The 24,458-nt window shown below is 73.4% G+C and carries 23 protein-coding genes and 3 pseudogenes; 9 read left to right on the forward strand and 17 right to left on the reverse strand.

Annotated features, from left to right (window positions below; all coding sequences use genetic code 11):
* Positions 1 to 2 precede the first annotated feature (2 nt).
* The 6 genes from ACGFX4_RS20985 to ACGFX4_RS21010 form a co-directional block, all read right to left on the reverse strand.
* On the reverse strand, positions 3 to 1,706 hold the full coding sequence (locus ACGFX4_RS20985; RefSeq protein WP_393076416.1) for a protein kinase: 1,704 nt from the start codon (positions 1,704 to 1,706) through the stop codon (positions 3 to 5).
* Positions 1,707 to 1,816: 110 nt separating this feature from the next.
* Complete coding sequence (locus ACGFX4_RS20990) at positions 1,817 to 3,247, reverse strand: protein kinase (protein WP_393076419.1); 1,431 nt, start codon at positions 3,245 to 3,247, stop codon at positions 1,817 to 1,819.
* Positions 3,248 to 3,368: 121 nt separating this feature from the next.
* Positions 3,369 to 3,959, reverse strand: coding sequence for a bacterial proteasome activator family protein (locus ACGFX4_RS20995; RefSeq protein WP_345698145.1), 591 nt, complete (start codon positions 3,957 to 3,959; stop codon positions 3,369 to 3,371).
* 133 nt (positions 3,960 to 4,092) lie between these two features.
* Positions 4,093 to 4,980: a hypothetical protein gene (locus ACGFX4_RS21000; RefSeq protein ID WP_393076421.1), complete on the reverse strand. Its 888-nt coding sequence runs from the start codon at positions 4,978 to 4,980 to the stop codon at positions 4,093 to 4,095.
* Between the two features lie 160 nt (positions 4,981 to 5,140).
* Positions 5,141 to 5,626, reverse strand: coding sequence for a GNAT family N-acetyltransferase (locus tag ACGFX4_RS21005; RefSeq protein ID WP_393076424.1), 486 nt, complete (start codon positions 5,624 to 5,626; stop codon positions 5,141 to 5,143).
* 547 nt (positions 5,627 to 6,173) lie between these two features.
* The gene (locus ACGFX4_RS21010) at positions 6,174 to 7,151 is read right to left on the reverse strand and encodes an NAD(P)H-quinone oxidoreductase (RefSeq protein ID WP_393076427.1); all 978 of its coding nucleotides are present in this window, start codon (positions 7,149 to 7,151) and stop codon (positions 6,174 to 6,176) included.
* Positions 7,152 to 7,266: 115 nt separating this feature from the next.
* On the opposite strand from ACGFX4_RS21010, the gene ACGFX4_RS21015 reads away from it, so the two are divergent.
* Complete coding sequence (locus tag ACGFX4_RS21015; protein WP_393076430.1) at positions 7,267 to 8,295, forward strand: potassium channel family protein; 1,029 nt, start codon at positions 7,267 to 7,269, stop codon at positions 8,293 to 8,295.
* A 94-nt stretch (positions 8,296 to 8,389) separates the two neighbouring features.
* On the opposite strand, the gene ACGFX4_RS21020 is transcribed toward ACGFX4_RS21015, so the two are convergent.
* The 4 genes and pseudogenes from ACGFX4_RS21020 to ACGFX4_RS21035 all read right to left on the reverse strand — a co-directional run bounded on the left by ACGFX4_RS21020 (position 8,390) and on the right by ACGFX4_RS21035 (position 11,911).
* The gene (locus ACGFX4_RS21020) at positions 8,390 to 9,883 is read right to left on the reverse strand and encodes a molybdopterin molybdotransferase MoeA (protein WP_393076433.1); all 1,494 of its coding nucleotides are present in this window, start codon (positions 9,881 to 9,883) and stop codon (positions 8,390 to 8,392) included.
* Positions 9,880 to 10,209 (reverse strand): annotated as a pseudogene (locus ACGFX4_RS21025) (DUF6457 domain-containing protein); the annotation flags it as partial. The gene ACGFX4_RS21020 and the pseudogene ACGFX4_RS21025, both read right to left, overlap by 4 nt.
* Before the next feature lie 150 nt (positions 10,210 to 10,359).
* A pseudogene (locus ACGFX4_RS21030) lies at positions 10,360 to 10,945 on the reverse strand (molybdenum cofactor guanylyltransferase); the annotation flags it as partial.
* A 30-nt stretch (positions 10,946 to 10,975) separates the two neighbouring features.
* Positions 10,976 to 11,911: an MBL fold metallo-hydrolase gene (locus ACGFX4_RS21035; protein WP_393076436.1), complete on the reverse strand. Its 936-nt coding sequence runs from the start codon at positions 11,909 to 11,911 to the stop codon at positions 10,976 to 10,978.
* A gap of 193 nt (positions 11,912 to 12,104) precedes the next feature.
* Between ACGFX4_RS21035 and manA the strand changes: the two genes are divergently transcribed.
* The gene (manA, locus tag ACGFX4_RS21040) at positions 12,105 to 13,298 is read left to right on the forward strand and encodes a mannose-6-phosphate isomerase, class I (protein WP_393076439.1); all 1,194 of its coding nucleotides are present in this window, start codon (positions 12,105 to 12,107) and stop codon (positions 13,296 to 13,298) included.
* 40 nt (positions 13,299 to 13,338) lie between these two features.
* Here the strand turns inward: manA and ACGFX4_RS21045 are convergent, their stop codons facing one another.
* Entirely contained in the window at positions 13,339 to 13,869 is a 531-nt protein-coding gene (locus ACGFX4_RS21045; RefSeq protein WP_393076442.1) for a MarR family winged helix-turn-helix transcriptional regulator, read from the reverse strand.
* A gap of 53 nt (positions 13,870 to 13,922) precedes the next feature.
* On the opposite strand from ACGFX4_RS21045, the gene ACGFX4_RS21050 reads away from it, so the two are divergent.
* From ACGFX4_RS21050 to ACGFX4_RS21060, 3 genes are all read left to right on the forward strand, one after another.
* Positions 13,923 to 14,663 carry an SDR family NAD(P)-dependent oxidoreductase gene (locus ACGFX4_RS21050; RefSeq protein WP_393076445.1) on the forward strand — a complete coding sequence of 247 codons (741 nt, stop codon included), beginning with the start codon at positions 13,923 to 13,925 and terminating at the stop codon, positions 14,661 to 14,663.
* A 99-nt stretch (positions 14,664 to 14,762) separates the two neighbouring features.
* On the forward strand, positions 14,763 to 15,329 hold the full coding sequence (locus ACGFX4_RS21055; RefSeq protein ID WP_393076448.1) for a dihydrofolate reductase family protein: 567 nt from the start codon (positions 14,763 to 14,765) through the stop codon (positions 15,327 to 15,329).
* A gap of 238 nt (positions 15,330 to 15,567) precedes the next feature.
* The gene (locus ACGFX4_RS21060) at positions 15,568 to 16,107 is read left to right on the forward strand and encodes a hypothetical protein (RefSeq protein ID WP_393076451.1); all 540 of its coding nucleotides are present in this window, start codon (positions 15,568 to 15,570) and stop codon (positions 16,105 to 16,107) included.
* 84 nt (positions 16,108 to 16,191) lie between these two features.
* On the opposite strand, the gene dnaB is transcribed toward ACGFX4_RS21060, so the two are convergent.
* Positions 16,192 to 17,661, reverse strand: a complete 1,470-nt coding sequence (gene dnaB, locus ACGFX4_RS21065) for a replicative DNA helicase (protein ID WP_393076494.1) — start codon at positions 17,659 to 17,661, stop codon at positions 16,192 to 16,194.
* A 564-nt stretch (positions 17,662 to 18,225) separates the two neighbouring features.
* On the opposite strand from dnaB, the gene ACGFX4_RS21070 reads away from it, so the two are divergent.
* Entirely contained in the window at positions 18,226 to 19,581 is a 1,356-nt protein-coding gene (locus tag ACGFX4_RS21070) for an MATE family efflux transporter (protein WP_393076454.1), read from the forward strand.
* Positions 19,582 to 19,689: 108 nt separating this feature from the next.
* Here the strand turns inward: ACGFX4_RS21070 and rplI are convergent, their stop codons facing one another.
* The 4 genes from rplI to rpsF form a co-directional block, all read right to left on the reverse strand.
* On the reverse strand, positions 19,690 to 20,136 hold the full coding sequence (gene rplI, locus ACGFX4_RS21075; protein ID WP_393076457.1) for a 50S ribosomal protein L9: 447 nt from the start codon (positions 20,134 to 20,136) through the stop codon (positions 19,690 to 19,692).
* Positions 20,137 to 20,153: 17 nt separating this feature from the next.
* Positions 20,154 to 20,390, reverse strand: coding sequence for a 30S ribosomal protein S18 (gene rpsR / locus ACGFX4_RS21080; RefSeq protein WP_030270170.1), 237 nt, complete (start codon positions 20,388 to 20,390; stop codon positions 20,154 to 20,156).
* Positions 20,391 to 20,452: 62 nt separating this feature from the next.
* A complete protein-coding gene (locus tag ACGFX4_RS21085) occupies positions 20,453 to 21,040 on the reverse strand; it encodes a single-stranded DNA-binding protein (RefSeq protein ID WP_393076461.1) in 588 nt (195 codons plus the stop codon).
* 107 nt (positions 21,041 to 21,147) lie between these two features.
* Positions 21,148 to 21,438, reverse strand: a complete 291-nt coding sequence (gene rpsF / locus ACGFX4_RS21090; RefSeq protein WP_393076464.1) for a 30S ribosomal protein S6 — start codon at positions 21,436 to 21,438, stop codon at positions 21,148 to 21,150.
* Positions 21,439 to 21,668: 230 nt separating this feature from the next.
* On the opposite strand from rpsF, the gene ACGFX4_RS21095 reads away from it, so the two are divergent.
* From ACGFX4_RS21095 to ACGFX4_RS21105, 3 genes are all read left to right on the forward strand, one after another.
* Positions 21,669 to 21,965 carry a hypothetical protein gene (locus ACGFX4_RS21095; RefSeq protein ID WP_345698161.1) on the forward strand — a complete coding sequence of 99 codons (297 nt, stop codon included), beginning with the start codon at positions 21,669 to 21,671 and terminating at the stop codon, positions 21,963 to 21,965.
* A gap of 184 nt (positions 21,966 to 22,149) precedes the next feature.
* Positions 22,150 to 23,268 (forward strand): lipid II:glycine glycyltransferase FemX, encoded by a 1,119-nt coding sequence (locus ACGFX4_RS21100; RefSeq protein ID WP_393076467.1) that lies wholly within the window; start codon positions 22,150 to 22,152, stop codon positions 23,266 to 23,268.
* A 37-nt stretch (positions 23,269 to 23,305) separates the two neighbouring features.
* Positions 23,306 to 24,343, forward strand: a complete 1,038-nt coding sequence (locus ACGFX4_RS21105; RefSeq protein ID WP_393076470.1) for an alanine racemase — start codon at positions 23,306 to 23,308, stop codon at positions 24,341 to 24,343.
* Positions 24,344 to 24,358: 15 nt separating this feature from the next.
* On the opposite strand, the pseudogene ACGFX4_RS21110 reads toward ACGFX4_RS21105, so the two are convergent.
* Positions 24,359 to 24,458 (reverse strand): annotated as a pseudogene (locus tag ACGFX4_RS21110) (IS481 family transposase); the annotation flags it as partial.

Here is a 24,458-nt window from a genome sequence, read left to right on the forward strand (position 1 = left end):
CGCTACTGCCCGGGCCCGGCCGTGGGGGACTTCACCGGCGGCGGCGCGCTGCTGGCGGTGGTGGGCGTCCCCGCGCTGGCCGAGGGCGATGCCGAGTGGGAGGGCGAGGCGGAGGCGCTGCCGCTGGCCGAGCCGCTGGCCGAGGCCGACGGCGAGGCCGACTTCGACGGCGACGCGGAGGGGCTGTAGGTCGGACTCTCCGGCGCCCGGGTGGTGCTCTGCGGCTTGGTGGGCGCCTGGGTGGTCGGCTTCTCCTCGGTCGGCGTGCTCGGCGTGGAGGTGACCGTGGTGACGCTCGGCTGCGGCGCGGGGGTGTTGCCGTGGCCGCCGGACAGCGCGAAGCCGATCCCGGCCCCGGCGGCCGCCAGCAGTCCGAGCCCGGCGAGCACCCAGCCCCACTTGCGCGAGCCGTGCCCGTTGCCGCCGTTGCCGCCCCCGCCGTAGCCGTCCCCGCCGTTGCCTCCGGCGCCGCCGTACGGCTGGGCGGGCGTCTGGTACGGGGTGCCGGCCTGGTACGACATCGCCTCGGTCGGGCCGGTCGCGGCGGCCTTGCCGAACGGCTCGGTGAGCGCGGTGCCGCCGCTGGGCACGCCCTCGTAGCCCGGGTAGTTGCCGGTGTTCCCGGAGGCGGCCGCGGCCAGCCCGGCCGCGGCGGCGGCCGCGGCGGCGGCACCGGCCGCGTACCCGGCGCCGCCCGCGCCGTGCATCTCGCGCAGCGCGTGCTGGACGTGGGCGCGGAACTCGTCGGCGCTCTGGAAACGGTCCTCCGGGTTCTTCTCCAGCGCCCGCAGCACCAGCGCGTCCAGCTGCGGCGGCACCCGGTCGTTGGCCCGGGAGGGCGGCACCGGCACGTCCTGGACGTGCTGGTAGACCACCGAGAGCGGGGTGTCGCCGGTGAACGGCGGCCGCAGCGCGAGCAGCTCGTAGAGCATGCAGCCGGCCGCGTAGAGGTCGGAGCGGTGGTCGACCGACTTGCCGAGCGCCTGCTCCGGCGACAGGTACTGCGGGGTGCCCATCACCATGCCGGTCTGGGTCATGGTGGAGGCCGCGCCGGTCAGTGCCCGCGCGATGCCGAAGTCCATCACCTTCACGGCGCCGCTGACGGTGATGATGACGTTGGCGGGCTTGATGTCGCGGTGCACGATGCCGTGCCGGTGGCTGTACGACAGCGCCTCCAGCACCCCGGCGGTGATGATCAGCGCCTGGTCGACCGGCGGCGCCGCCTCGTCCACCAGCAGTTCGCGCACGGTCCGGCCCTCGACCAGCTCCATCACGATGTACGGGGTGGTGTCGCCCGCGTCGTCGTGCTCCTCGCCGGTGTCGTAGACCGCGACGATCGAGTGGTGGTTGAGCGAGGCGACCGATTGCGCCTCCCGGGTGAACCGCAGCCGCGCGGTCTCGTCCTGGGACAGCTCCGGGCGGAGCAGCTTGACCGCGACGGTGCGGCCCAGCCGGATGTCCTGGGCCGCGAAGACCTCCGCCATGCCGCCCCGGCCGAGCCGCTTGGTCAGCCGGTAGCGCCCCTCCCCGACGGTGCCGTACGGGGCCGCCGTGCCGCGCGCGGGCGTGGCCGCGCCGGCGGGCAGCACCGTGGTCTCCGCCGTCCCGTCGGCCTCGGCGGGATGCTCGGCCTCCGCCGTCCCGTCACCGGCCGCGGAAACGTCCTGCTCGTCCGCGCCGTCGCCCGGCTGCTCAGTCTGGCCCATCGCTCCTCGCCCCGGGCACTCGCTCGGCGCGCGGTCGCCCTGTCGGTTCGTCCTCAGGAACGCTACCGCCTTTGGCCGTCAGCCGTTGACGGCGGCGGGCGGAGCCCCGGTCAGATCCGGCCGTCCCCGGCGGGGGTGCCGCCGAGGTCGAGCACGGTGGTGGTGCGCGGCGCACTGTAGGTGCCGTTGTTGGAGTTGGCGGTCACCGCGATCATCACGATGACGACGGCCAGCACGATCACACCGACGATCACGCCGACCACGATCAGCGCGGTCGAGCAGCCGCTGTTGTTGTTCGCCGCCTGGTTGGGTGCGAACTGCGGGGCGGGCATCGGCCGCGGCGTGTTCATCTGCTGCTGCGGGAACGGCTGCGGCGTCGAGTACGGCTGCGGGAAGACCGGCTGGCCGAACGGCGGCGGGGTCTGCGCCGCCTGCGGGAACGGCTGCGGAGTCGGCGCCGCCTGCGGGAACGGCTGCGGGGTCTGCGCGTACGGCGGCGGGGTGTGCGGGCCGGGCGCGGGCTGGTACGGCTGCTGGATCTGCGGCGCCGGGGTCCGCAGATCGGCGTTCACCTGCGGGAAGTTGGTGAGCGACGGCGCGGCGTGCACGGAGCGCGGGCCCTCGCTGATCACCAGCGGCGTGGAGGCCTGCAGCGGGGTGCCGGCCTGCTCGCCGGACGAGACGCGCTCCACCTCCTCGCGCATCGCCGCCGCGGTCGGGAAGCGGTGCGCCGGGTCCTTGCGCAGGGCGCGGGCCACCAGCGCGTCCACCGCCGGGGTGACCGCCCGGTTCAGCGCGGACGGCGCCGAGGGCTCCTCCTGGACGTGCTTGTACGCGATCGAGAAGGCCGAGTCGCCGTCGAACGGCAGCTGCCCGCTGAGCAGTTCGAACAGCATGCAGCCCACCGAGTACAGGTCGGACCGGGCGTCCACGCTCTTGCCGAGCGCCTGCTCCGGCGACAGGTACTGCGGGGTGCCGACCACCATGCCGGTCTGGGTCATCGAGGTGACCCCGGACTGCAGCGCCCGCGCGATGCCGAAGTCCATGACCTTGACGATGCCCTTGGAACTGACCATCACGTTGCCGGGCTTGATGTCGCGGTGCACCAGGCCCTGGTCGTGCGAGGCCTCCAGCGCCGACAGCACCGCGGCGGTGATCTTCAGCGCCTGCTCGGTCGGCATCGCGCCGTACCGGGCGATCGCGTCGTCCAGCACGTCCTTGAGCGCCTGGCCCTCGACGTACTCCATGACGATGTACGGGGTGGTGGTGCCGTCGGCGGCGACGTCCTCGCCGGAGTCGAAGACCGAGACGATGTTGGTGTGCTGCAGCCGGGCCACCGCCTGCGCCTCGCGCCGGAACCGCTCCTTGAACGAGGCCTCGCGGCCCAGTTCGGTGTGGAGGGTCTTCACCGCGACCTGGCGGTCGAGCACGGAGTCGTACGCCAGGTGCACCGATGCCATGCCGCCCTGGCCGAGCAGCCGCTGGAGCACGTAGCGGCCGTTGCCCAGCGAGTGGCCCTCGGCCGTGGTGCCGTCACTCATCGTCGGTGTTCCCCCTCGGCGCGGTACGTCCGGACAGGGGGCCAGGGTATCGGCTCGGGGCCGCGCCGATACGCGGCCCCCGCCGATGGTTACGGGTCCGGAACTCCGCCTACGGAGCGGCCTACAGGTACGGGCCGGAGCGGATGCCGCGGCCGGGGGCCGGCTCCTCCGGGTCCTCCGGGCCGTGCAGTCCGGGCGGCAGCGCGCGGCGCATCTGCTCCAGCTGGGCGCGGGCCGCCATCTGCTGGGCGAACAGCGCGGTCTGGATGCCGTGGAACAGGCCCTCCAGCCAGCCGACCAGCTGGGCCTGGGCGATCCGCAGCTCGGCCTCGGTCGGCACCGAGTCGTCGGTGAAGGGCAGCGACAGCCGCTCCAACTCCTCGACCAGCTCGGGGGCCAGGCCCAGCTCCAGCTCCTTGATCGAGCTGGCGTGGATCTCCTTGAGCCGCACCCGGCTCGCCTCGTCCAGCGGCGCCTGGCGGACCTCCTCCAGCAGCTGCTTGATCATGCTGCCGATCCGCATCACCTTGGCCGGCTGCTCGACCATCTCGGTCACCGGCAGCTCGCGCGGCTCACCGGACTCGTCGCCGCCCCGGCCGAACCCGGTGCCCGGCACCATGCCGACGGGCATCCCGTCGGGCCCGACGATCAGCACCTTGGGGCTGTCCTCCGAGGGGTCCTGCTGCGACCGTTCGTTCATCGGGTTGGTCATAGCTCCTTCATATGCTTCGTCCACCGAGCTGGTCAACGAACCGGGCCCGGCGATCGTCCCACAGCCGTCCGCGGTTCTCCGCCAACACCCGCTGATCCCAGGGCAGATGCGCGGGGGGGGCGGAGGGCGCGGTTCAGCGGCGGCGCAGCCGGAAGCCGACCAGGGCCAGGCCGAAGCCGATCAGGGTCAGGCCGGCGCCCAGCGGGAGCTGCAGGGTGGAGGGATCGGTCCAGTGCAGCGGCAGCGCGGCGTCGGCCTGGGCCTGCGCGGCGGCCTGCGGCCGGGCCGCACCGGCGGCCGCGGTGACCGGGGCGGAGGGCGAGGGGTCGTCCGGGCCGGCCATCGGGGGCAGCGCGTCGCCGGCCTCCTCGTCCCAGCCGTCGGTCGGTTCGGCGGGGACGACGAGCTCGGGCTCCTCGGGCAGCGCGGCCGCCGGTGCGGGCTGGTGCCGGATCCCGCGCTCGCCGCCGTGCGCCGGCGGGGTCCGTCCGGCCGCGGCGGTCGGAGCCGGCGAGGCCGAGGGGGACGCGGTGGCCGCGGTGGACGTCGGGGCGGTGGGCGAGACGGAGGCGGAGGGGGACGCGGGGACGGAAGGGCTCGGCTCGGCCGCGTCGCTCGGATCGGCGGACGGCGACGGCGACGGCGACGGCGAGGGCAGCGGGGTGGCGCGGGTGGGCTCGCCGCTCGGCGGGCAGGTCTCGCCGGGATCGGTCGGCACCGGAGTCGAGGGCTGCGCCGTCACCGCGGACGGCACGGGGACCTGGGGCAGCTGCGGCAGCTCGGGCAGCACCGGCGTCACGGGGACGGCCGGCAGGTCCGCGGATATCCGGGCCGGCGCCTGCTGGACGGCCGGCTCCACCGTCCGCCCCTCCCCCGGCGGGGTGTCCGGGCCGGCCGCCGCCGCGGTGCCCGCGACCAGCAGCGGCAGGGCCAGTCCGGCACCGGTCACCGCCGCCCAGCGGCGGGCGGCGGTGAGGCGGGGCGAGAGGAACGCTGAGCGCGGGTACCGAGGCGCGGCCATGGGAACAGGTCCTTCCGACGGCCGACCGCGCCGGGGGGCGGTCGGAGGCGGAACAGCTCTGGACCAGCGTCACACATTCCGACATTCCGGGCATTTCGGGTGCGGAGCAGCCGCCCCGGGCCCGGCCGTCACAGCTCTCGGCGCAGGCCGTCACATGCCGTCACAGCTCCCGGTACATCAGGTGCAGCCCGACCCGACCGAGCCCGGGGTGGGCGAACGCGCCCGGCACCGTGCCGAGCACCTCGAAGCCGAGCCGCCGGTACAGCTCGACCGCCGGGGCGTTGCTCTCCACCACGGCGTTGAACTGCATGCCCGCGTACCCCTCGCGGCGCGCCCAGTCCAGCGCCGTCTCGCAGAGCGCGCGGCCCACACCCTTCCCCCGGGCGCCGGTGGCGACCATGAAGCTCGCGGTCGACACGTGGGCACCCGGCCCGGGCCGGTTCGGGCCCATCTTGGCGGTGCCGAGCACCCGGTCGCCGTCGACCGCCACCACGGTCCGGCCCGGCGCGGACTCGATCCAGGTGGCGCGGGCGTCCGCCTCGTCCAGCCCGGGGTCGTAGACGAAGGTCTCCTGCGCCCGGACGACCTCGCGGACGATCTCCCACACCTGCGGCCAGTCGGCCTCGGTGAACTCTCGAATCTGCATGGAACTCGAATACCACGACAGACGGCGGCGAACCGGACAGTGTGATCAACCTTTTCCGGATTCCCACACTCCACTCCGCCGCACCCGGGTTTCCGGCGCCACGGGACAGAATCCCGGCCCGCCGCCCCGCCATTCCATGGCATCCAGCGCTGCATGCCGCTGTTCCACGACGAGGCCCGCCGTTTCCCTGCGGCCTCCGCGCGCCACGGGGGCAATGAACGCGGCAATCCCGCGCACCGAGCGTTCCGCCGATCCCGTGCGGCGCTGCGCCGAAGAAGCCGAGGCGAAACTCGACCCGGCCTCCGTCGGGGAGATCGAGTGGAACGGCTCACGACCGACCGATCCGGACGAACAGTTCGAGCACATTCGATCCTTGGAAAGTGTCGACCGGCAACTCGTCCGGAAGTGGCTGATCGCCGAGGGAGAAGCACCCGCGCCATACGTTCCAGCACGTCGGCCCGATGCTGGTGCATATCGGCACCCGGCACTTCACCAACCTCGGCAGAACGGCCGATCCGGCCGGAAAGTCGCTCTCCGCCGAGGGCCGTCAGACCGTGAGGACGACCTTGCCGACCTGCTCGCCCGCCTCGACCACGCGGTGCGCCTCGGCGGCGTCCGCCATCGGCAGCACCCGGTCCACCACCGGACGCACCACACCCGCCTCGACCAGCGGCCAGACGTGCTCGCGGACGGCGGCGACGATCGCCGCCTTCTCCGCCAGCGGGCGGCCGCGCAGGTTGGTGGCGATCACCGCGGCCCGCTTGCGCAGCAGCGCGTTCAGGTCGAGCTCGCCCTTGACCCCGCCCTGCAGGCCGATGATCACCAGCCGGCCGTTGACCGCCAGCGCCTCCACGTTCCGCTGCAGGTACTTGGCGCCGATGATGTCCAGGACCACGTCCGCCCCGGCGCCGTCCGTCGCCTTCCGGACCTCCGCGACGAAGTCCTGCTCGCGGTAGTCGATCAGGACGTCCGCACCCAGCTCCGCACAGCGCTCCAGCTTCGCCGCGCTGCCGGCGGTGACCAGCACCCGCGCCCCGACCGCCTTCGCCAGCTGGATCGCCATCGTGCCGATCCCGCTCGCCCCGCCGTGGACGAGCACCGTCTCGGCGGGCCGCAGGTGTGCCGTCATGAAGAGGTTCGACCAGACCGTGCAGACCACCTCGGGCAGCGCCGCCGCCCGCTCCGCGTCCAGACCCGCCGGGACCGGCAGCAGCTGGCCGACCGGCACCGCCACCCGCTCCGCGTACCCGCCGCCGGTCAGCAGCGCGCACACCTCGTCTCCGACACCCCACCCCGCCACGCCCGGACCGAGCGCAACGATCCGCCCGGCGCACTCCAGCCCCGGGTACGGCGAGGTGCCGGGCGGCGGGTCGTAGAAGCCCTGACGCTGCAGCAGATCGGCCCGGTTGACCGCACCGGCCGCGACCTCGACCAGGACCTCGCCCGCACCGGGCACGGGATCGGGCACCTCGGTCCAGGTCAGCACCTCGGGTCCGCCCGGCCGGGAAATCGTGATGGCTCGCATGCGGCCCACGCTACAAGTGGGCCCGGCGTCAAGTGACGTGGCGTCCGGATGTCGGGGTGGCGACACTCCGCGAAAGGGTGCCCCGAAGGGCCGTACGCCCCCCATCCTTGACCGTGTGCCGTACTCGAACCCGCCGATCGTCTCCCTGCCGGCCCGGCCCACCACGCCGCCGATCCGGCAGGTCCTCAAACGACTGCTGCTGGCCCTGGGCGTCCTCGTCCTCACCGCGCTGATCGTCTGGGCCGACCACGCCGGGTACAACGACAACTCCGACGGCAGCGTCGACTTCCTGGACGCCGCGTACTACGCCACCGTCACCCTCTCGACCACCGGCTACGGCGACATCACCCCGGTCAGCGACAGCGCCCGGCTGATCAACATCCTGGTGATCACCCCGCTGCGCGTGGTCTTCCTGATCATCCTGGTCGGCACCACCCTCGAGGTGCTCACCGAACGCACCCGCCAGCAATGGCGCATCGGCCGCTGGAGGTCCACCGTGCGCGAGCACACCGTCGTGATCGGCTACGGCACCAAGGGCCGCAGCGCGGTGGACACCCTGATCGGCCAGGGCGTGCCCAAGACCTCCATCGTGGTCGTCGACCCGCACCCCCTGGCCATCGAACAGGCCGGCCACCACGGCCTCACCGGCGTGGTCGGCGACGCCACCCGCACCGAGACCCTGCTGCGCGCCGAACTCCCCCGCGCCGCGCAGGTGGTCGTCGCCCCCGAACGCGACGACACCGCCGCGCTGATCACCCTCACCGCCCGCCAGCTCAACAAGGCCGCCACCGTGGTCGCCGCCGTCCGCGAGGACGAGAACGCCCCGCTGCTGCGCCAGAGCGGCGCCGACGTCGTGGTCACCAGCTCCAGCTCGGCCGGCCGGCTGCTCGGCATGTCGATGCTCAGCCCGCACGCCGGCTCGGTGATGGAGGACCTGCTCACCTACGGCAACGGCCTGGACGTGGTCGAACGCCCGGTCAACCGGGCCGAGGCCGGGCGCAGCCCGCGCGAGGTCGAGGACCTGGTCGTCGCGGTGGTCCGCGGCCGACGGGTGCTCAACTACACCGAGCCGGAGGCCGCCACCCTCCAGCTCACCGACCGCCTGATCGTCATCAAGCCGGCCACCGCCCCGACCCCGCAGTAACCGGCCTACGGACAGCACCGACCCGCCGGCAGCGCAGCGAAACGGCGAAGCCGAACCGGCGTGGTCCTCCGGGCGGGTCGGGGGCGGGGGCCGGTCAGTGCAGCGGGAGGAGTTCGGCGCGGCCGCCGGACGGGACGCCGCCCGGGGGGACCACGGCCAGCGCCTCGGCCAGGGCCAGGCCTCGCAGCATCGCCGGGCCGTCGAACGGCAGCGGCACCGCGCCGTCGGTCCGGCGGACCACCGGGACCAGCCGGGTGTCCCGCGGGTGGCCCGGCAGCTCGGCGGCCACCCGTTCGGCCCGCTCACGCCCGTCCCCCGATGCCGGGCGGCCGCTGAGCGCGTGCAGCAGCGGCAGGGCGAGGGTCACCGTTCCGGCCACCGCCGCCAGCGGGTTGCCGGGCAGGCCGACCAGGTGCCGGCCGCCGGGCAGCCGGGCGAGCAGCATCGGGTGCCCGGGCCGGACGGCCACCCCGTCCACCAGCAGGTGCCCGCCGGTCGCTTCCAGCGCGGCGTGCAGGAAGTCCACCGGCCCGGCGGCGGTGCCGCCGGTGGTCAGCACCACGTCGGCGGGCGAGTGCCGGATCGCGTCGCGCAGCAGCCCGAAGTCGTCCCGGACGCAGCGCCGTCCGATCACCTCCGCACCGGCGGCGGCGAGCAGCGGTGGCAGCAGCGGTCCGAGCGCGTCCCGGACCCGGCCGGGCGCGGGCACCCCGCTCTCCTGCAGCTCGTCCCCGAGGACCAGCAGTTCCACCGTCGGCCGGCGCCGGACCGGCAGCGTGTCGTGCCCGGCGGCCGCGGCCAGCCCCAGCACCACCGCTGTCACCTCGGTCCCGGCCGGCAGCAGTTCCTCGCCCCGTCGGCACTCCTGCCCGCGCGGCCGTACGTCCTGCCCGGGCCCCACGGACCCGTACAGCAGCCCGGCGCCGCCGCCCGGCCGTACCGCGGCCGCAGGCTCGCCACCACTTGCCCCGGCCGCCCCCGCCGACCCGTCGGACCGGCGCTCCCGCCCCGCACCGGCCGTACCCCGTCCGGCGAAGCCCTGGGCCCCGGGCCCTGCCACCGCCCGGCCGCCGGTCTCCGCGGACCCGTACTCCGGCTCCGCCGGGAAGCCCGGAGGGGTACCCTCACCGGCCGCCCCGCCGCCGGGGCCACCTGGGCCACCGGGGCCGCTCGGGCCCGCCGGGGGTGCCACACGGCCGTGCTCACGGCGCAGGACGCCGGTCGCGCCGGACGGCAGTTGCGCCCCGGTGGCGATCTCCACCGCCTCGCCGTCGGCGAGCGGCCCGGCCGGCTGCCCGGCCAGCACCCGTCCGGCGAGCCGCCACGGCCCGGGTCCGGCCACCGCCCAGCCGTCCATCGCCGAGGTGTCGAACGCGGGCAGGTCGGTGAGCGCCGTGAGCGGCTCGGCCAGCGTCCGGCCGAGCGCCTCGGCGAGCGTTTCCTCCCGCGCCGTCAGCGGCCCGGCGGCGGCCCGCTCGGCCGCCTGCCGGGCCTGCGGCCAGGGGCAGTGCCGCAGGGTGGGCGGGACGTCCGGCAGGACCGGCCCGTCGAAGGGGTCCACCGGGTGCAGCGACTCCACCGGGTTCATGCCCCCGCCGGCCCCGCGTCGCCCGCGCCCTGCCCGGCCGACGGCTCGGCGGGCGACTGGGCCGCCGCGACCCACCGTTCGGCCAGCGCCTCGGCCTTCGCGCTCGCCTCCGCGACCGCCGCCGCCCCGCCGCCGCGCTGCGCGGCCGCGTACCCGACCAGGAAGACGGTCAGTGGCGCGGCGGGCCGGTCGATCCCGTGCGCGACCACCCGGGTGAGGTCGAGCAGCCCCCGGACGTCGACGTCCAGTTCGATGCCCAACTCGGTGCTGACCTCGGCGATCCAGTCGTCCAGCGTGCGCTCCATAGCCCCATGCTGCCCGATCCGGGGCCGCCGGGGCCGCTCGGCCGGTGAGCATCGCGGGTCGTTTCGCTCACGGCGTCGCCCGCACGGCGGTGAGACGGCGTTCCGGCAGGATCCCGGCGGCTGCGCGGCGGCGCCCCGCCGGTCAGCGACCGGCCCGCTGCGCCCGCTCCCGCTCGCGGGCCCGCTCCAGTTCCTCCCAGGTGTCGCAGTCGTACGCGGCGCCCTGCGGGTCGGCCAGCCGGACCAGTCGCAGCCCCCCGGTGAGCCGCCGCACCGGCTTCCCCGCCGGGTCGCCGAGCGCGTCGAGCGCGGCCCGCAGCGGCCCGGTCCGGTAGCCGGCCGCGAGCGGCTGGTCCCGCCCGTCCGCGTCGACCAGCAGCGCCCCGTCCGCGGCGTCCTCCGTGCCCGGGGCCGGTCCGTCGAGTGCGGCGAGCAGCCGCCGCACCGTCGCCGGGTCCAGGAACGGCAGGTCGGCGGCGAGCAGCAGCACCCGCCCGGCGGTGACCTCCGCCAGTCCGGCGGCGACCGCGGCGACCGGCCCGCCGCCGGGGGGCTGCTCGCGGGTCCAGCGCACCTCCGGGTGCCGGGTGGCGCGTTCCGGCCCGACCACCACGACGGTCCGCGCGTCCGCGCAGGCGTCCAGCACCCGGTCGAGCAGGGTGCGGCCCCCCACCGCGAGACCGGGCTTGTCGGCTCCGCCCAGCCGGCTGCCCGCGCCGCCCGCCAGCACCACCACGTCGTACACCGTCGCCGTCATGCGGCCAGTATCCGCCGGGCGCCGGGCCGGCTACGGCTCGTCGTCCTCGACGATCTCCGCGTCCACGATGCCGTTGTCCTCCGGCGCCGGCGGCTCGGTGACGTTGGCGGCGGCGCCCAGCTCCAGGATGGCCGGCAGGGTCAGCCCGCCGTAGCGCTCGTTGACCGCCGCGGCCAGCGCCTCCGCGTCGTGCGGGTGCTCGGCGAGGGCGTGGTCGAAGTCGCGCAGGTAGCCGTCGGTGAAGGTGAGCACCCGCATCGCGTCGTCGTCGGAGCCGGGCGCCCGGTGTCCGGCGATCACCCGCTCCACCCCGAGTTCGGCGATCCGGGCCAGGTTGGCTGCCCACTCGGAGCGCTCGCCCGGGCCGGTGTCGGCCGTCCACACGTGGGTGCCGTTGTAGACGAAGTCGCCGGCCACCACCGTGCGGATGCTCGGCAGGTGCGCCACCGTGGAGCCCCCGCAGTCGCCCTGGCCGAGCTCCAGCACCCGGATGAACTGGCGGTCGAGCACCAGCGGCTGCGGCAGCAGCGGACCGGGCACCAGCGGCTGGTCGGGGATGTCGTCGCCGTACACCGGCTTCCACTGCTCGACCTTGGCGGCGGCGGTCCGCATGATCCCGTCGACCACCGAGGGCGCGGCGAGCAGCTGCGCGGCGGGGAACAGCCGCAGCACCTCCTCGGCGCCGAAGTAGTGGTCGGGGTGCTGGTGGGTGACCAGGATGGCGAGCAGCTGCCGGTCCTTGCCGGCGATCCACTCGGCGAGCTCCCGGCCCGCGCTGCGGGTCAGCTGGGCGTCGACCAGGACCGCCGTGTGCTCACCCATGATCAGCGTGGACGTCGCGAAGAACGTGCTCTCGGGGCCGGTGAAGACGTCCACCTCCAGGGGTGGCGGCAACGGCTGCGGACCGGCACCGCCGGGGACCGCCCGGTCCACTCCGCCGGTCTCGTCGGGCGGGAACGCCGTCACGTCTGCTCCCTGGTCGAGGCGGTGGGCCGCACCGGCCCCGTCCCTACCAGCTTGGGAGGAAGCCCGGGCCGATGTCGGGTAGGCGCGCCCAGGAGGGTGATCATCCGTGGCCGAATCAGGCCGGTCACGGACGTCGGCTAGAGTCTGATCCTTCACGAGGCGGCCCACCGGTACAGAGAGCAGGGAGCACGCCATGGACAGGCTCCGCAACGCCGTCCGCCCCTACGCCTGGGGATCGGCCACGGCCATCCCGGCGCTGCTCGGGCAGGTCCCCACCGGCGAACCGCAGGCCGAACTGTGGATGGGCGCGCACCCCGGCGACCCCTCGCGGATCGACCGGGGCGACGGCCCCCGCTCGCTCGCCGACGTGATCGCCGCCGACCCGCGGGCCGAGCTCGGCGCCGCCGCGGTCGCCAAGTTCGGCACCGAACTGCCCTTCCTGTTCAAGGTGCTGGCCGCCGGACTCCCGCTCTCCATGCAGGCCCACCCCACCCTCGACCAGGCCAGGGCCGGCTTCGCCGACGAGGAGGCCCGCGGCGTCCCGCTGGACGCCCCGCACCGCAACTACCGGGACGCCAACCACAAGCCCGAGCTGATCTGCGCGCTGGACGAGTTCGAGGGCCTGTGCGGCTTCCGCGCACCCGCCGCCACCGCCGACCTGATGGCCTCGCTCGGCGTGCCCGCGCTCGACCCGCTGATCGACGTGCTGCGGGCCAAGCCCGAGTCCGAGGCACTGCGCGAGGTCCTCGCCACCGTCCTGTCGATGACCGGCCCCGAGGCCGAGCACACCGTCACCGAGGTCGCCCGCGCCCTGACCGCCGCCGCGCCCGGCGACCCGACCGGCGCCCTGGCCGGCTACGCCTTCGCCGCCGCCGAGCACCCCAGCGACACCGGGCTGCTCGCCGCACTGCTGCTCAACCACGTCGTACTGCAGCCCGGCGAGGCCCTCTACCTCGGCGCCGGCGTCCCGCACGCCTACCTGCGCGGCACCGGCGTGGAGATCATGGCCAACTCCGACAACGTGCTGCGCTGCGGGCTCACCCCCAAGCACGTGGACGTCCCGGAGCTGCTCCGGGTGGTCGACTTCGAGGCCGCCGCACCGCAGGTGCTCCGCCCGGAGGCGGACGCCACCGGTGAGCGGCTCTACCCGGTGCCGATCGACGAGTTCCGGATCAGCCGGTACGAGCCGGCCGACCGGCCCGTCGAGCTGGCCGGCGGTGCCCCGCAGATCCTGCTCTGCACCGAGGGCACGGCCTTCCTGGCCGCCGCCGACGGCACCGGGCTGACGCTGGCGCGCGGCGAGTCCGCCTTCCTGCCCGCCGAGGGCGGCCCCGTCGAGCTGCGTGGCGCCGGCGCCACGGTCTTCCGGGCCACCGTCACCCTCTGACACCCCCTCGGGCCGTACCTCCCGCACCGGGAGGTACGGCCTACCCGCGCGCGGTGCGGGCCGCGACCTGGCCCAGCAGCCGGTCCAGCAGGCCGACCAGGACGGTCCGCTCGTCCGCCGTCAGACCGGCCACCAGCTCCGCCTCCCGGCCGAGCACCGCGTCCACCGAACGCTCGATCACCGCGTGCCCCTCCTCGGTCAGCGACACCTCCACCGAACGGCGGCCGGCGGCGGACGGCGCCCTGCGCACCAGCCCCTCCCGCTCCGCCCGGGCCACCCGCTGCGAGATCGCCCCGGCCGTCACCAGCGTCCGCCGGGCCAGCTCCCGGGTGGTCAGCACGTACGGCGGCCCGGAGCGGCGCAGCGTGGAGAGCAGGTCGAGGGTGGCCGCGTCGATCTCCGCCTCGCGCAGCACGCGGCCGCGGTCGTCCGCGAACAGCTTGGCGAGCCGCCAGATCGGCGTGACCACCTCGATCGACCCGGTGGGGGTGCCGGGCCGCTCCCGGTGCCAGGCCGCCGCGATCTCGGCCGCCGAGTAGGGTGCCCGGTCTCCTGCGCCGTCCTCGACCATGTGCGCTCCTCTCGCTATGTTTAGGCCTAAACGTACCAGCCGGGAGGGAACCCATGACCGCAGCCACCGCAGCCACCGCAGCCACCGCGCGAACCGTTCTCGTCACGGGCGGGGGGAGCGGCATCGGCCGCGCCGTGGCCGCCCGGTTCGCCGCCGACGGCTCGCGCGTCGTCATCACCGGCCGCCGACCCGAGGCCCTCGCCGAGGCCGCCGCCGACCTCGGCGTCGAAGCCTTCCCCTGCGACGCCACCGACCCCGCCCGGACGGCCGCCCTCGCCGAGCGGATCGACCGGCTGGACGTCCTGGTGAACGCCGCCGGCGGTCTCACCGCCGCCCCCGACGGCCCCCCGCTGGACGCCCTGCTCGCCCACTGGCAGGCCGACCTCGCCCAGAACCTGCTCGGCGCGGTGCTCACCACCACCGCCCTGCGCGAGCGGCTGCGCCCCGGCTCGGCGGTGATCAGCATCGGCTCGATCGGCGCCGAACGGCGCGGCGGCTCGTACGGCGCCGCCAAGGCCGCGCTCGCCGCCTGGAACGCCTTCTTCTCCGCCGAGGCGGCCCCGCACGGCATCACCGCCAACGTGATCGCCGCCGGCTACGTCGACGACACCGCCTTCTTCGGCGGCGCACTGCCCGAGGCCCGTCTCGCCGCACTGCTCGCCGAGACCCACAACGGCCGGGCCGGTGCCCCCGAGGACATCGCCGCGACCGCGCACTTCCTCGCCTCCCCCGGCGCCCGCCACATCACCGGCCAGACCCTGCACGTCAACGGCGGCGCCCACACCACCCGCTGATCCCGGATCAGGCACGGCCGAGCCGTTCGTCGCGCACCGGCGGGTTTCCCGCGCCACGCTGGTCTGGACGCCGGAACACCCACGCACGAAAGGCCGGCCATGCGGAAACTGATCTACGGCATGAACCTGACCCTGGACGGCTACGTCGCCGCGGCCGGCGACGACATCGGCTGGGGCGGACCGCCGAGCCCCGAGCTGTTCCAGTACTGGCTCGACCACGAGCGGGCGAGCGGCCTGACCCTGTACGGGCGCAAGCTGTGGGAGACGATGAGCTCCTACTGGCCGACCGGCGACCAGCAGCCCGACGCCACCCCGGCGGAGATCGAGTTCGCCCGGAACTGGCGGGACACGCCGAAGGTGGTGTTCTCCTCGACGCTCGACGAGGTCGGCTGGAACGCCCGCCTGGTCAGCGGCGACGCGATCGCCGAGATCACCCGGCTCAGGGCCGGGGACGGCGGCCCGATGACCATCGGCGGCGCGACGCTCGCCGGGGCGGCCATGCGCGCCGGGCTGATCGACGAGTACGTGATCGCCACCCACCCGGTCCTGGTGGGCGGCGGCACGCCGTTCTTCGGCGCACTGGACGGCTGGGTGAGGCTGGACCTGCTGGAGACCCGGCCGCTTCCCGGCGGTGTGGTCGTGACCAGGTACGGGACGAGGCGCTGAGCGGCCGTCCCGGACGGATGCAGGTTCCGGTCGTACCTGACGTGCGGCAGAGCGCCGACCTGGGATTCGCGAGTCCGGATCCATGGCGGGGCGGGCCCACCCGAATCCGATGGCGGATTGCTCGGGGCAGGCGCGAAACTGTGGCGGTGCACCCCACGGGCCCGTACCAGGCGGGAACCTCTGCTCCGGCCCGGAACCTTCGAACCCGCACTCCCACAGTCGAACGGAAGCACCACCGATGAGCCGTCCCGCGGTACCCGACCTGGCCTGGTGGTGCGAGGACCCGGAACGGTGGGAGCTTCTGGAGTTCGACGGACAACACGATGACGACGGTCTGCCCGTCGACATCCGCTGGGAGGACCGGCAACAGGTCCTCGAAGCCCTGATCCTCACGCCCGAACCCGGCATCGGGGACTTCGCCAGGTACCTGCTGGTCCAGGAGACCGAGCGCCACCGGCATTCCTGGGGCTTCGGCCACAGCATCGAGCTCGCGGCCCTGATCGTCGCCGAGGAACGCCGGATCGAGGATGTCTGGCTCCTGTGGAACGCAATCTGCCGGAGCTTCGACACCTGGTGCGGACTGCCGCACCGCCTGCTGCTCGCGGCCGGTGCGGCCCGCACTGTCGAGTACGTCAGCAGCTCGAAGCACCCACAGCGGGACAACCTCCTGGGACATCTCGGGCAGATGAACGAGACCGATGACGACGAGGTCGCCCGGACGCTGACCGAGCGGCGTCGCCACTACAGCCGGATCCTCGGCGAGCCGGCCGGGGAGTGAGCCGCCTCCGGATTCCGTGGCAGATCCGCCGGGATCACGCCGTCAGAAACCGGAATCCGCCACGGGGAACCGGAACCCACCGGATCAGGTGACGTCCCGGGTCATGTCGACGAAGCGCGAGTAGTGGCCCTGGAAGGCGACCGTGATCGTCGCGGTGGGGCCGTTACGGTGCTTGGCGACGATCAGGTCGGCCTCGCCCGCTCGCGGGGACTCCTTCTCGTACGCGTCCTCGCGGTGCAGCAGGATGACCATGTCGGCGTCCTGCTCGATCGAGCCGGACTCGCGGAGGTCGGAGACCATCGGCCGCTTGTCGGTGCGCTGCTCGGGGCCACGGTTCAGCTGCGAGAGCGCGATGACCGGGAGCTCCAGCTCCTTGGCCAGCAGCTTGAGGTTACGGGACATGTCCGAGACCTCCTGCTGGCGGTTCTCGGCCCGTCGGGAGCCGCCGGACTGCATCAGCTGGAGGTAGTCGATGACGACCAGGCGGATGTCGTTGCGCTGCTTGAGCCGGCGGCACTTGGCCCGGATCTCCATCATCGACAGGTTGGGCGAGTCGTCGATGAACAGCGGCGCGTTGGTGACGTCCGGCATCCGCCGGGCGACCCGGGTCCAGTCGTCGTCCGTCATGTTGCCGGAGCGCATGTGGTGCAGGGCCACCCGGGCCTCGGCGGAGAGCAGGCGCATGGCGATCTCGTTGCGCCCCATTTCGAGCGAGAAGATCACGCTCGGCAGGTTGTTGTGGATCGAGCAGGCCCGCGCGAAGTCCAGCGCCAGCGTCGACTTGCCCATGGCGGGACGGGCCGCGATGACGATCATCTGGCCGGGGTGGAGGCCGTTGGTGAGCTGGTCGAAGTCGGCGAAGCCGGTCGGCACCCCGGACATCTCGCCGTTGCGGGAGCCGATCGCCTCGATCTCGTCGAGGGCGCCCTCCATGATGTCCGCGAGCGGGGCGTAGTCCTCGTTGGTGCGCTGCTCGGTGACCGCGTAGATCTCGGCCTGGGCGGCGTTGACGATCTCGTCCACGTCGCCCTCGGCGGCGTAGCCCATGCCGGCGATCCGGGTGCCGGCCTCGACCAGGCGGCGCAGCACGGCGCGCTCGTGGACGATCTGGGCGTAGTACTCGGCGTTGGCCGCGGTCGGGACGGAGTTGACCAGGGTGTGCAGGTAGGAGGCGCCGCCGACGCGGGCCAGCTCGCCGCGCTTGGTCAGCTCGCCGGCGACGGTGATCGGGTCGGCCGGCTCACCGCGCGCGTACAGGTCGAGGATCGCGCCGTGGACGAGTTCGTGGGCCGGCCGGTAGTAGTCGGCGGGCTTGAGCACCTCGACCACGTCGGCGATGGCGTCCTTGGAGAGCAGCATGCCGCCGAGCACCGACTGCTCGGCCGCGAGGTCCTGCGGGGGGACGCGCTCGAAGCCCTCGCCGGAGCCGCCGCGGTCCTGGTCGCGGTCGCCGTCCCGGTCGCGCCGGTCGCCCTTGCCGCCGTACCCGCCCTTGCCGCCCTGGCCCTGCCCGTCGCGCTTGGAGAAGCCGCCCTCGCGCCGTCGGACGGGCAGCCTGTCGCCGGGGCCGTCGGGGAAGCCGTCGGGGGAGAAGGCGTCGTCGGACGGCTGCCAGTCGTCCTCCGGCGGCGGGGGAACGTCGTGGTCGTCGAACTGGGGGCCGGTCACGCGAAATCCCCGATCAGCAGTGTGGTGCGGTTGTGGTGCGGGCCTGTCCTGGCGCACCCTCTTTCTTACGCCACCGGGCGGACAACTCCGGCCCCCGGTGGGCGGTGTCGCGCAGCCACCCCAGGTCTTGTCCCGGCCCACGCTACGGCCGTTGGGCGGGTTCCACCAAGATGGTTATCCACAGGCTGTGTGGATAAGTTAGCCGCCGCTGTGGAGAACCGGCCCAAAGCTGTGAACAACCCTGTGGACACCTCTGTGGATAACCACACCATCAGCCCAGCGTCAACCCGCTGACCAGCAATGACTTCCCCATTCGGCTGTGCATGAGAATTTCTTCACACGGGTGGGGAGGCGCTCGCCACACCGCCCGCCCGGGCGTTCGATCAAGATTTCGAGTAATGGACGAAGCTCCATTGCGCCACTTACCTGTGGATGAGTACGCTGGCCTCCATGACGACCGCCACCGGCCGCCGCCCCGAGCGCGCCCCACGCCAGGACCGCCGCCGGTACGACCGAGAAATCCTCGCCCTGGCGGTGCCGGCCTTCGGCGCGCTCGTCGCCGAGCCGCTCTTCCTGATGGCGGACGCCGCGATCGTCGGCCACCTCGGCACGGCCGAACTGGCCGGCTTCGGCATCGCCGCCACCGCGCTCGCCGCCGTGGCCGGGATCTTCGTGTTCCTGGCGTACGCCACCACCGGCGCGGTGGCCCGCCGGGTCGGCGCCGGCGACCGCCGGGCCGCCATCCAGCAGGGCGTCGACGGCATCTGGCTGGCCCTGGCCCTCGGCGCCGGCATGGTGGTGCTCACCCTGGCCCTCGCCCCGCAGGCCGCCGCCCTGCTCGGCGCCTCCCCCACCGCCGCCCCGTACGCGGTCACCTACTTGCGGATCAGCGCCCTGGGCGTGCCCGCGATGCTGATGGTGCTGGCCGCCACCGGCGTGCTCCGCGGCCTGCAGAACACCCGGACGCCGCTGGTCGTCGCAATCGCCGGCTTCACCGCCAACATCCTGCTCAACCTGACCCTGGTGTACGGCGCCGGGCTCGGCGTGGCCGGCTCCGCCTGGGGCACCGTGCTGGCCCAGACCGGCATGGCCGCCGCCTACCTGTGGGTGGTCGTCCGCGGCGCCCGCCGGGAGGGCGCGAGCCTGCGGCCGGACCGGGCCGGCATCCGGGCCTGCGCCAGGGCCGGCGGCCCGCTGATGCTGCGCACCCTCAGCCTGCGGGCGGTGCTGCTGCTGGCCACCGCCGTGGCCGCCGGGCTCGGCGACGCCGAGATGGCGGCCCACCAGATCACCATGACGGTGTGGAGCTTCGTGGCCTTCGCGCTGGACGCCATCGCGATCGCCGGGCAGGCCATCATCGGCCGCCACCTGGGCGCCGGTGACGTACCGGGCACCCGGGCGGCCACCCGGCGGATGGTCGAGTGGGGCGTCGGCTCCGGCGTGCTGCTCGGCCTGCTGATGGTGCTGGCCCGGCCGCTGTACGTGCCGCTCTTCACCTCGGACCCGGCGGTGCAGCACCAGCTGTCGGCGGTGCTGCTGCTGGCCGCGCTCACCCAGCCGCTGGGCGGCCTGGTGTTCGTGCTGGACGGGGTGCTGATGGGCGCCGGGGACGGCACCTACCTGGCCTGGGCGATGCTGGCCACCCTGCTGGTCTTCGCCCCGGCGGCGCTCGCCGTCCCGGCGCTGGGCGCCGGCGTGGTCGGCCTGTGGTGGGCGATGAACCTCTTCATGCTGGTCCGCGCGGCGCTGATGGCCTGGCGGGCGCGCAGCGGCAAGTGGCTGGTCACCGGCGCGGTCCGGGCCTGAGCCGTCCGGGCCCGAGCGCCCCGGCCCGACGGGCCGATCCGTCACCGCGAACGACCGAGGGCCGGACTCCCGAAGGAGTCCGGCCCTCAGCACTGGCTACCGGGTAGCTCAGGCGGCCACAACGTTGACGTTGAGGTCGGCCTTCACGTCGGCGTGCAGCTTGACCGAGACCTTGTGGCTGCCCACGGTCTTGATCGGCGAGGCGATCGCGACGGCGCGCTTGTCCACGGCCGGGCCGTCGGCGGCCTTGATGGCCTCGACGACGTCGGCCTGGGTCACCGAGCCGAACAGGCGGCCGGCGTCGCCGGAGCGAACGGCCAGCTTGACCTGGAGGGCCTCCAGCTTGGCCTTGACCTCGTTGGCGGCCTCGAGGGTCTGGATGGCGTGGATCTTCCGGGCGCGACGGATGGCGTCGACGTCCTTCTGACCGCCCTTGGTCCAGCGGATGGCGAAGCCACGCGGGACCAGGTAGTTGCGGGCGTAGCCGTCCTTGACCTCGACGACCTCGCCGGCGCTGCCGAGACCGGGGACCTCGTGAGTGAGGATGATCTTCATTCTTGGGTCACCCTCTCTTAGCGCGTGGTGGAGGTGTAGGGCAGGAGTGCCATCTCACGGCTGTTCTTCACGGCCGTGGCGACGTCACGCTGGTGCTGGGTGCAGTTGCCGGTCACCCGGCGGGCACGGATCTTGCCGCGGTCGGAGATGAACTTCCGCAGCAGGTTCGTGTCCTTGTAGTCAACGTAGTTGACCTTGTCCTTGCAGAAGACGCAAACCTTCTTCTTCGGCTTGCGAGCAGGCGGCTTCGCCATTGTGTGCTCCAGTGGGTACGAAATCTGTCAGCGATACCGGGCGTGGGCCCGGCCCGCACCGCTTAGAACGGGGGCTCTTCCGAGTAGCCGCCGCCGGACGGGGCACCCCAGCCGCCGCCACCCTGGTTGCCACCAGAGGGAGCGCTGGACGCCCAGGGGTCGTCGGAGGGGCCGGACTGGCCGCCGGAGTTTCCACCCCAGTTGCCGCCCTGCTGGCCGCCGCCGTAACCGCCGCCGCCCTGCTGACCGCCACCGAAGCCACCGCCGCCGCCGGGACCGCCGGAGCGGTTGGCGCGGGTGACCTTGGCGGTCGCCGAGCGCAGGCTCGGGCCGACCTCGTCGACCTCGACCTCGAAGACCGTCCGCTTCTCGCCTTCCTTGGTCTCGTAAGACCGCTGGCGCAGTCGGCCCTGCACGATGACGCGCATGCCGCGCTGCAGCGACTCGGCCACGTTCTCCGCCGGCTGACGCCAGACGTTGCACGTGAGGAAGAGGCTCTCGCCGTCCTTCCACTCGTTCGTCTGGCGGTCGAAGGTGCGCGGGGTCGAAGCGATACGGAACTTCGCCACCGCGGCACCCGACGGGGTGAAGCGCAGCTCGGGGTCGTCGACGAGGTTGCCGACGAGGGTGATGACGGTCTCGCCTGCCATGTGGTGATGACCTCTCGGAAAAAGGAGTTCTGCGGTGCTCGTCAGCGATGTTTCACGTGAAACATCGGACGTGAGCCACCTGGCGCCCTAGGGCGTCAGGAGAGGGCTCAGTGGGTGTCCGGGCGCAGGACCTTGGTCCGCAGAACCGACTCGCTCAGGCTGAGCTGGCGGTCGAGCTCCTTGACGACCTCAGGCGTGGCCTTCAGGTCGATGACCGAGTAGATGCCCTCGGACTGCTTGTTGATCTCGTACGCCAGACGGCGACGACCCCAGGTGTCGATCTTCTCGACCTTGCCGCCACCGGTGCGGACAACGTTGAGGAAGTTCTCGATCAGCGGGGCGACAGCGCGCTCCTCGACCGACGGGTCGAGGATGACCATCAGCTCGTAGTGACGCATGTGGAACCCACCTCCTTTGGACTCAGCGGCCACGGTCTCTCCGTGGCAGGAGGGTTGTGCAGCGTCGACACCGGCAAGAGGGCATGAGAAGCCACCTCTACACCAGTGCAGAGAACTCAGCCTACCGGGTGGCACCCACAGCGAACAAAACACTTCCGGGGTTGTGATCAGGGACATATCCGACGCAATCTGGACGGACCGGAAAGTGTCCTCCCTCAGGAGGTGGGTCCATGTCCCAGGTCATCCGCGGGATGCCCCCGCTCACCCTCAACACCGACGGCCACCCGCACCCGCGGGAGAACACCCTGGTGGTGCTGGCCGCCGTCCTCGGGCTGCTGTCCTTCGTCACCACGTTCTTCTACAGCCTGCACATCCTCAGCTCGTGGACCGGGCTGATCGGCATCGTCCTCGCGGTGGCCGCGCTGTGGAGTTCGGTCACCACCGCCGAGCGGTTCGTCACGGTGATCGCGCTCGGCGCAGCTTCGGTCGGTTTCTATCTCGGAATCGCCCACGGCGGCCTGATCTAGGCGCACGACGGCCCGCCGGTGCCGCATCCGGCGACCGAATCGCACGACACGTAACCTCGGACGCCCTCTCCGCGTAGTACCTAGGCGGAGAGGGCGTCGCCACGTGGCCAGGCCAGGCCGAAACGGACCATTCGGGCGATAGGGTCACCCCTGGATCGGCCGACCGAGGAGGAGCGAGGACAGCATGAGCCTGCGTCTGCGGACGATTTCCCGCAAGGAACACCTGGCGTTCATCGAGAGCCGGCCGTCGGCCAGCCACATGCAGGTCCCGTCCTGGGCGGATGTGAAGGCCGAGTGGCGCTCCGAGAGCCTGGGCTGGTTCGACCCGTCGGGCGAGCTCGTCGGCGCCGGGCTGGTGCTCTACCGCCAGCTGCCCAAGGTGAAGCGCTACCTCGCCTACCTGCCCGAGGGCCCGGTGATCGACTGGTTCGACCGCGACATCGAGCAGTGGCTGGAGCCGATGCTGGCGCACCTGAAGTCGCAGGGCGCCTTCTCGGTGAAGATGGGCCCGCCGGTGGTGGTCCGCCGCTGGGAGGCCTCCACCATCAAGGAGGCGATCGCCTCCAAGGAGGCCAAGCGGCTGCGCGACGTGGAGCCGGACTGGTACGAGCCGCGCGCCTTCGAGGTGGCCGACCGGCTGCGCAAGGCCGGCTGGCTGCAGGGCGAGGACGGCGGGGCCGGCTTCGGCGACGTGCAGCCCCGGTACGTCTTCCAGGTGCCGCTGGCCGGCCGCTCGCTGGACGACATCCAGAAGGGCTTCAACCAACTCTGGCGGCGCAACATCAAGAAGGCCGAGAAGAGCGGCGTCGAGGTGGTCCAGGGCGGCTACGACGACCTCGCGGTCTTCCACCAGCTGTACCTGGTCACCGCCGAGCGCGACCACTTCACCCCGCGTCCGCTGGCCTACTTCCAGCGGATGTGGAAGGCGCTGACCGACGAGGACCCCAACCGGATGCGGCTGTACATCGCGTACCACGAGGGCGAGCCGCTGGCCGCGACCACCATGCTCATCGTGGGCGAGCACGTCTGGTACTCCTACGGCGCCTCCGCCAACCACAAGCGCGAGGTCAAGCCGTCCAACGCGGTCCAGTGGCGGATGATCCGCGACTCGTACGCGCTCGGCGCCGGGCTGTACGACCTGCGCGGGATCAGCGACACGCTCGACGAGGACGACCACCTCTTCGGCCTGATCCAGTTCAAGGTCGGCACCGGCGGGCAGGCCGCCGAGTACCTCGGCGAGTGGGACTTCCCGCTGAACAAGCTGCTGCACAAGGCGCTCGACCTCTACATGTCGCGGCGCTGAGCCACCGTCGGATCCGAACTCCCGGGGAGAGTCACCGATGACCCTGTCGATGTACGTGGACGCCACCCGCTGGCGGGCCCACCAGCGGGCGATGCTCGCCGAGTTCCCCGGGCTGGTGCCGGTCGCCAAGGGCAACGGGTACGGGTTCGGCAACGTGCGGCTGGCCGCCGAAGCGGCCGGGCTGGGCAGCCCGGTGCTGGCGGTCGGCACCGTCCGGGAGGCCGTCGAGGTGGCCGGGGCCTTCCCCGGCGACCTGCTGGTGCTGACCCCGTACCGGGTCGGCGAGGAGGAGTCCGGGCTGCCGGCCGGCCGGGTGGTGCGGACGGTGGCGCACTCCGAGGCGCTGGCCTCGGTCGCGCCGGGCACCCGGGTGGTGGTGGAGTGCATGACCTCGATGCGCCGGCACGGCGTCTCCCGCGCCGACCTGGGCCGGCTGCCGGTCGGGCAGGCCGTGCTGGAGGGCTTCGCGCTGCACCTGCCGCTGGACCGACCGGACGGGTCCGACCCGGTGGCGGAGGTGTCCGAGTGGGTGCGGGCGATCGCCGCCGCCGGCCTGCCCACCGCCACGGTCTACCTCAGCCACCTCGGCGCCCGGGACGTCGCCCGGCTCGCCGGGCTCTTCCCGGCCACCGTCTTCCGGTCCCGGATCGGCACCCGGCTGTGGCTGGGCGACGTCGAGGCGCTGAGCTCCCGGGCGACCGTGCTGGACGTGACCCCGGTGGCGCGCGGCGACCGGTACGGCTACCGCCAGCACAAGGCGCCGTCCGACGGCCACCTGCTGGTGGTCACCGGCGGCACCGCGCACGGCGTCGGGCTGGAGGCGCCCAAGTACGTGCACGGGATGGTGCCCCGGGCCAAGGGACTGGCCCGGGCCGGCCTCGCCACCGTCAACCGGACGCTCTCGCCCTACTCCTGGCAGGGCCGCCAGCTGTGGTTCGCCGAGCCGCCGCACATGCAGGTGTCGATCCTCTTCCTGCCCGGCGACTCCAAGCCCCCGGCGGTGGGTGACGAACTGCCGCTGGCCGTCCGTCACACCACCACCCACTTCGACCGGGTCGAGGACCGCCCGGCGTGATCCCGGGGTGAGGGCCTAGCTGTTCTGACCCCAGAGGTTGGGAACGCGGCTGGCGGGTGGCTTTCCCCTGAGCGCAGTGTGTCCGCGGTGGTGATTGTAGGTGTGGAGCCAGTCG

The organism is Kitasatospora sp. NPDC048365, from assembly GCF_043200835.1.
Taxonomy (GTDB): Bacteria; Actinomycetota; Actinomycetes; order Streptomycetales; family Streptomycetaceae; genus Kitasatospora; species Kitasatospora terrestris.

Excerpts from the sequence above, each read along its gene's own strand:
- ACGFX4_RS21045 (WP_393076442.1), bottom strand. The coding sequence starts at position 13,869 with ATGGTCGAGGACGGCGCAGGAGACCGGGCACCCTACTCGGCGGCCGAG.
- ACGFX4_RS21050 (WP_393076445.1), top strand. The coding sequence starts at position 13,923 with ATGACCGCAGCCACCGCAGCCACCGCAGCCACCGCGCGAACCGTTCTC.
- rplI (WP_393076457.1), bottom strand. The coding sequence starts at position 20,136 with ATGAAGATCATCCTCACTCACGAGGTCCCCGGTCTCGGCAGCGCCGGC.
- manA (WP_393076439.1), top strand. The coding sequence starts at position 12,105 with ATGGACAGGCTCCGCAACGCCGTCCGCCCCTACGCCTGGGGATCGGCC.
- rpsR (WP_030270170.1), bottom strand. The coding sequence starts at position 20,390 with ATGGCGAAGCCGCCTGCTCGCAAGCCGAAGAAGAAGGTTTGCGTCTTC.
- ACGFX4_RS21010 (WP_393076427.1), bottom strand. The coding sequence starts at position 7,151 with ATGCGAGCCATCACGATTTCCCGGCCGGGCGGACCCGAGGTGCTGACC.
- ACGFX4_RS21100 (WP_393076467.1), top strand. The coding sequence starts at position 22,150 with ATGAGCCTGCGTCTGCGGACGATTTCCCGCAAGGAACACCTGGCGTTC.
- ACGFX4_RS21000 (WP_393076421.1), bottom strand. The coding sequence starts at position 4,980 with ATGGCCGCGCCTCGGTACCCGCGCTCAGCGTTCCTCTCGCCCCGCCTC.
- ACGFX4_RS21105 (WP_393076470.1), top strand. The coding sequence starts at position 23,306 with ATGACCCTGTCGATGTACGTGGACGCCACCCGCTGGCGGGCCCACCAG.
- ACGFX4_RS20985 (WP_393076416.1), bottom strand. The coding sequence starts at position 1,706 with ATGGGCCAGACTGAGCAGCCGGGCGACGGCGCGGACGAGCAGGACGTT.
- ACGFX4_RS20995 (WP_345698145.1), bottom strand. The coding sequence starts at position 3,959 with ATGACCAACCCGATGAACGAACGGTCGCAGCAGGACCCCTCGGAGGAC.
- ACGFX4_RS20990 (WP_393076419.1), bottom strand. The coding sequence starts at position 3,247 with ATGAGTGACGGCACCACGGCCGAGGGCCACTCGCTGGGCAACGGCCGC.
- ACGFX4_RS21055 (WP_393076448.1), top strand. The coding sequence starts at position 14,763 with ATGCGGAAACTGATCTACGGCATGAACCTGACCCTGGACGGCTACGTC.
- ACGFX4_RS21020 (WP_393076433.1), bottom strand. The coding sequence starts at position 9,883 with ATGAACCCGGTGGAGTCGCTGCACCCGGTGGACCCCTTCGACGGGCCG.
- rpsF (WP_393076464.1), bottom strand. The coding sequence starts at position 21,438 with ATGCGTCACTACGAGCTGATGGTCATCCTCGACCCGTCGGTCGAGGAG.
- ACGFX4_RS21070 (WP_393076454.1), top strand. The coding sequence starts at position 18,226 with ATGACGACCGCCACCGGCCGCCGCCCCGAGCGCGCCCCACGCCAGGAC.
- ACGFX4_RS21060 (WP_393076451.1), top strand. The coding sequence starts at position 15,568 with ATGAGCCGTCCCGCGGTACCCGACCTGGCCTGGTGGTGCGAGGACCCG.
- ACGFX4_RS21085 (WP_393076461.1), bottom strand. The coding sequence starts at position 21,040 with ATGGCAGGCGAGACCGTCATCACCCTCGTCGGCAACCTCGTCGACGAC.
- ACGFX4_RS21095 (WP_345698161.1), top strand. The coding sequence starts at position 21,669 with ATGTCCCAGGTCATCCGCGGGATGCCCCCGCTCACCCTCAACACCGAC.
- ACGFX4_RS21005 (WP_393076424.1), bottom strand. The coding sequence starts at position 5,626 with ATGCAGATTCGAGAGTTCACCGAGGCCGACTGGCCGCAGGTGTGGGAG.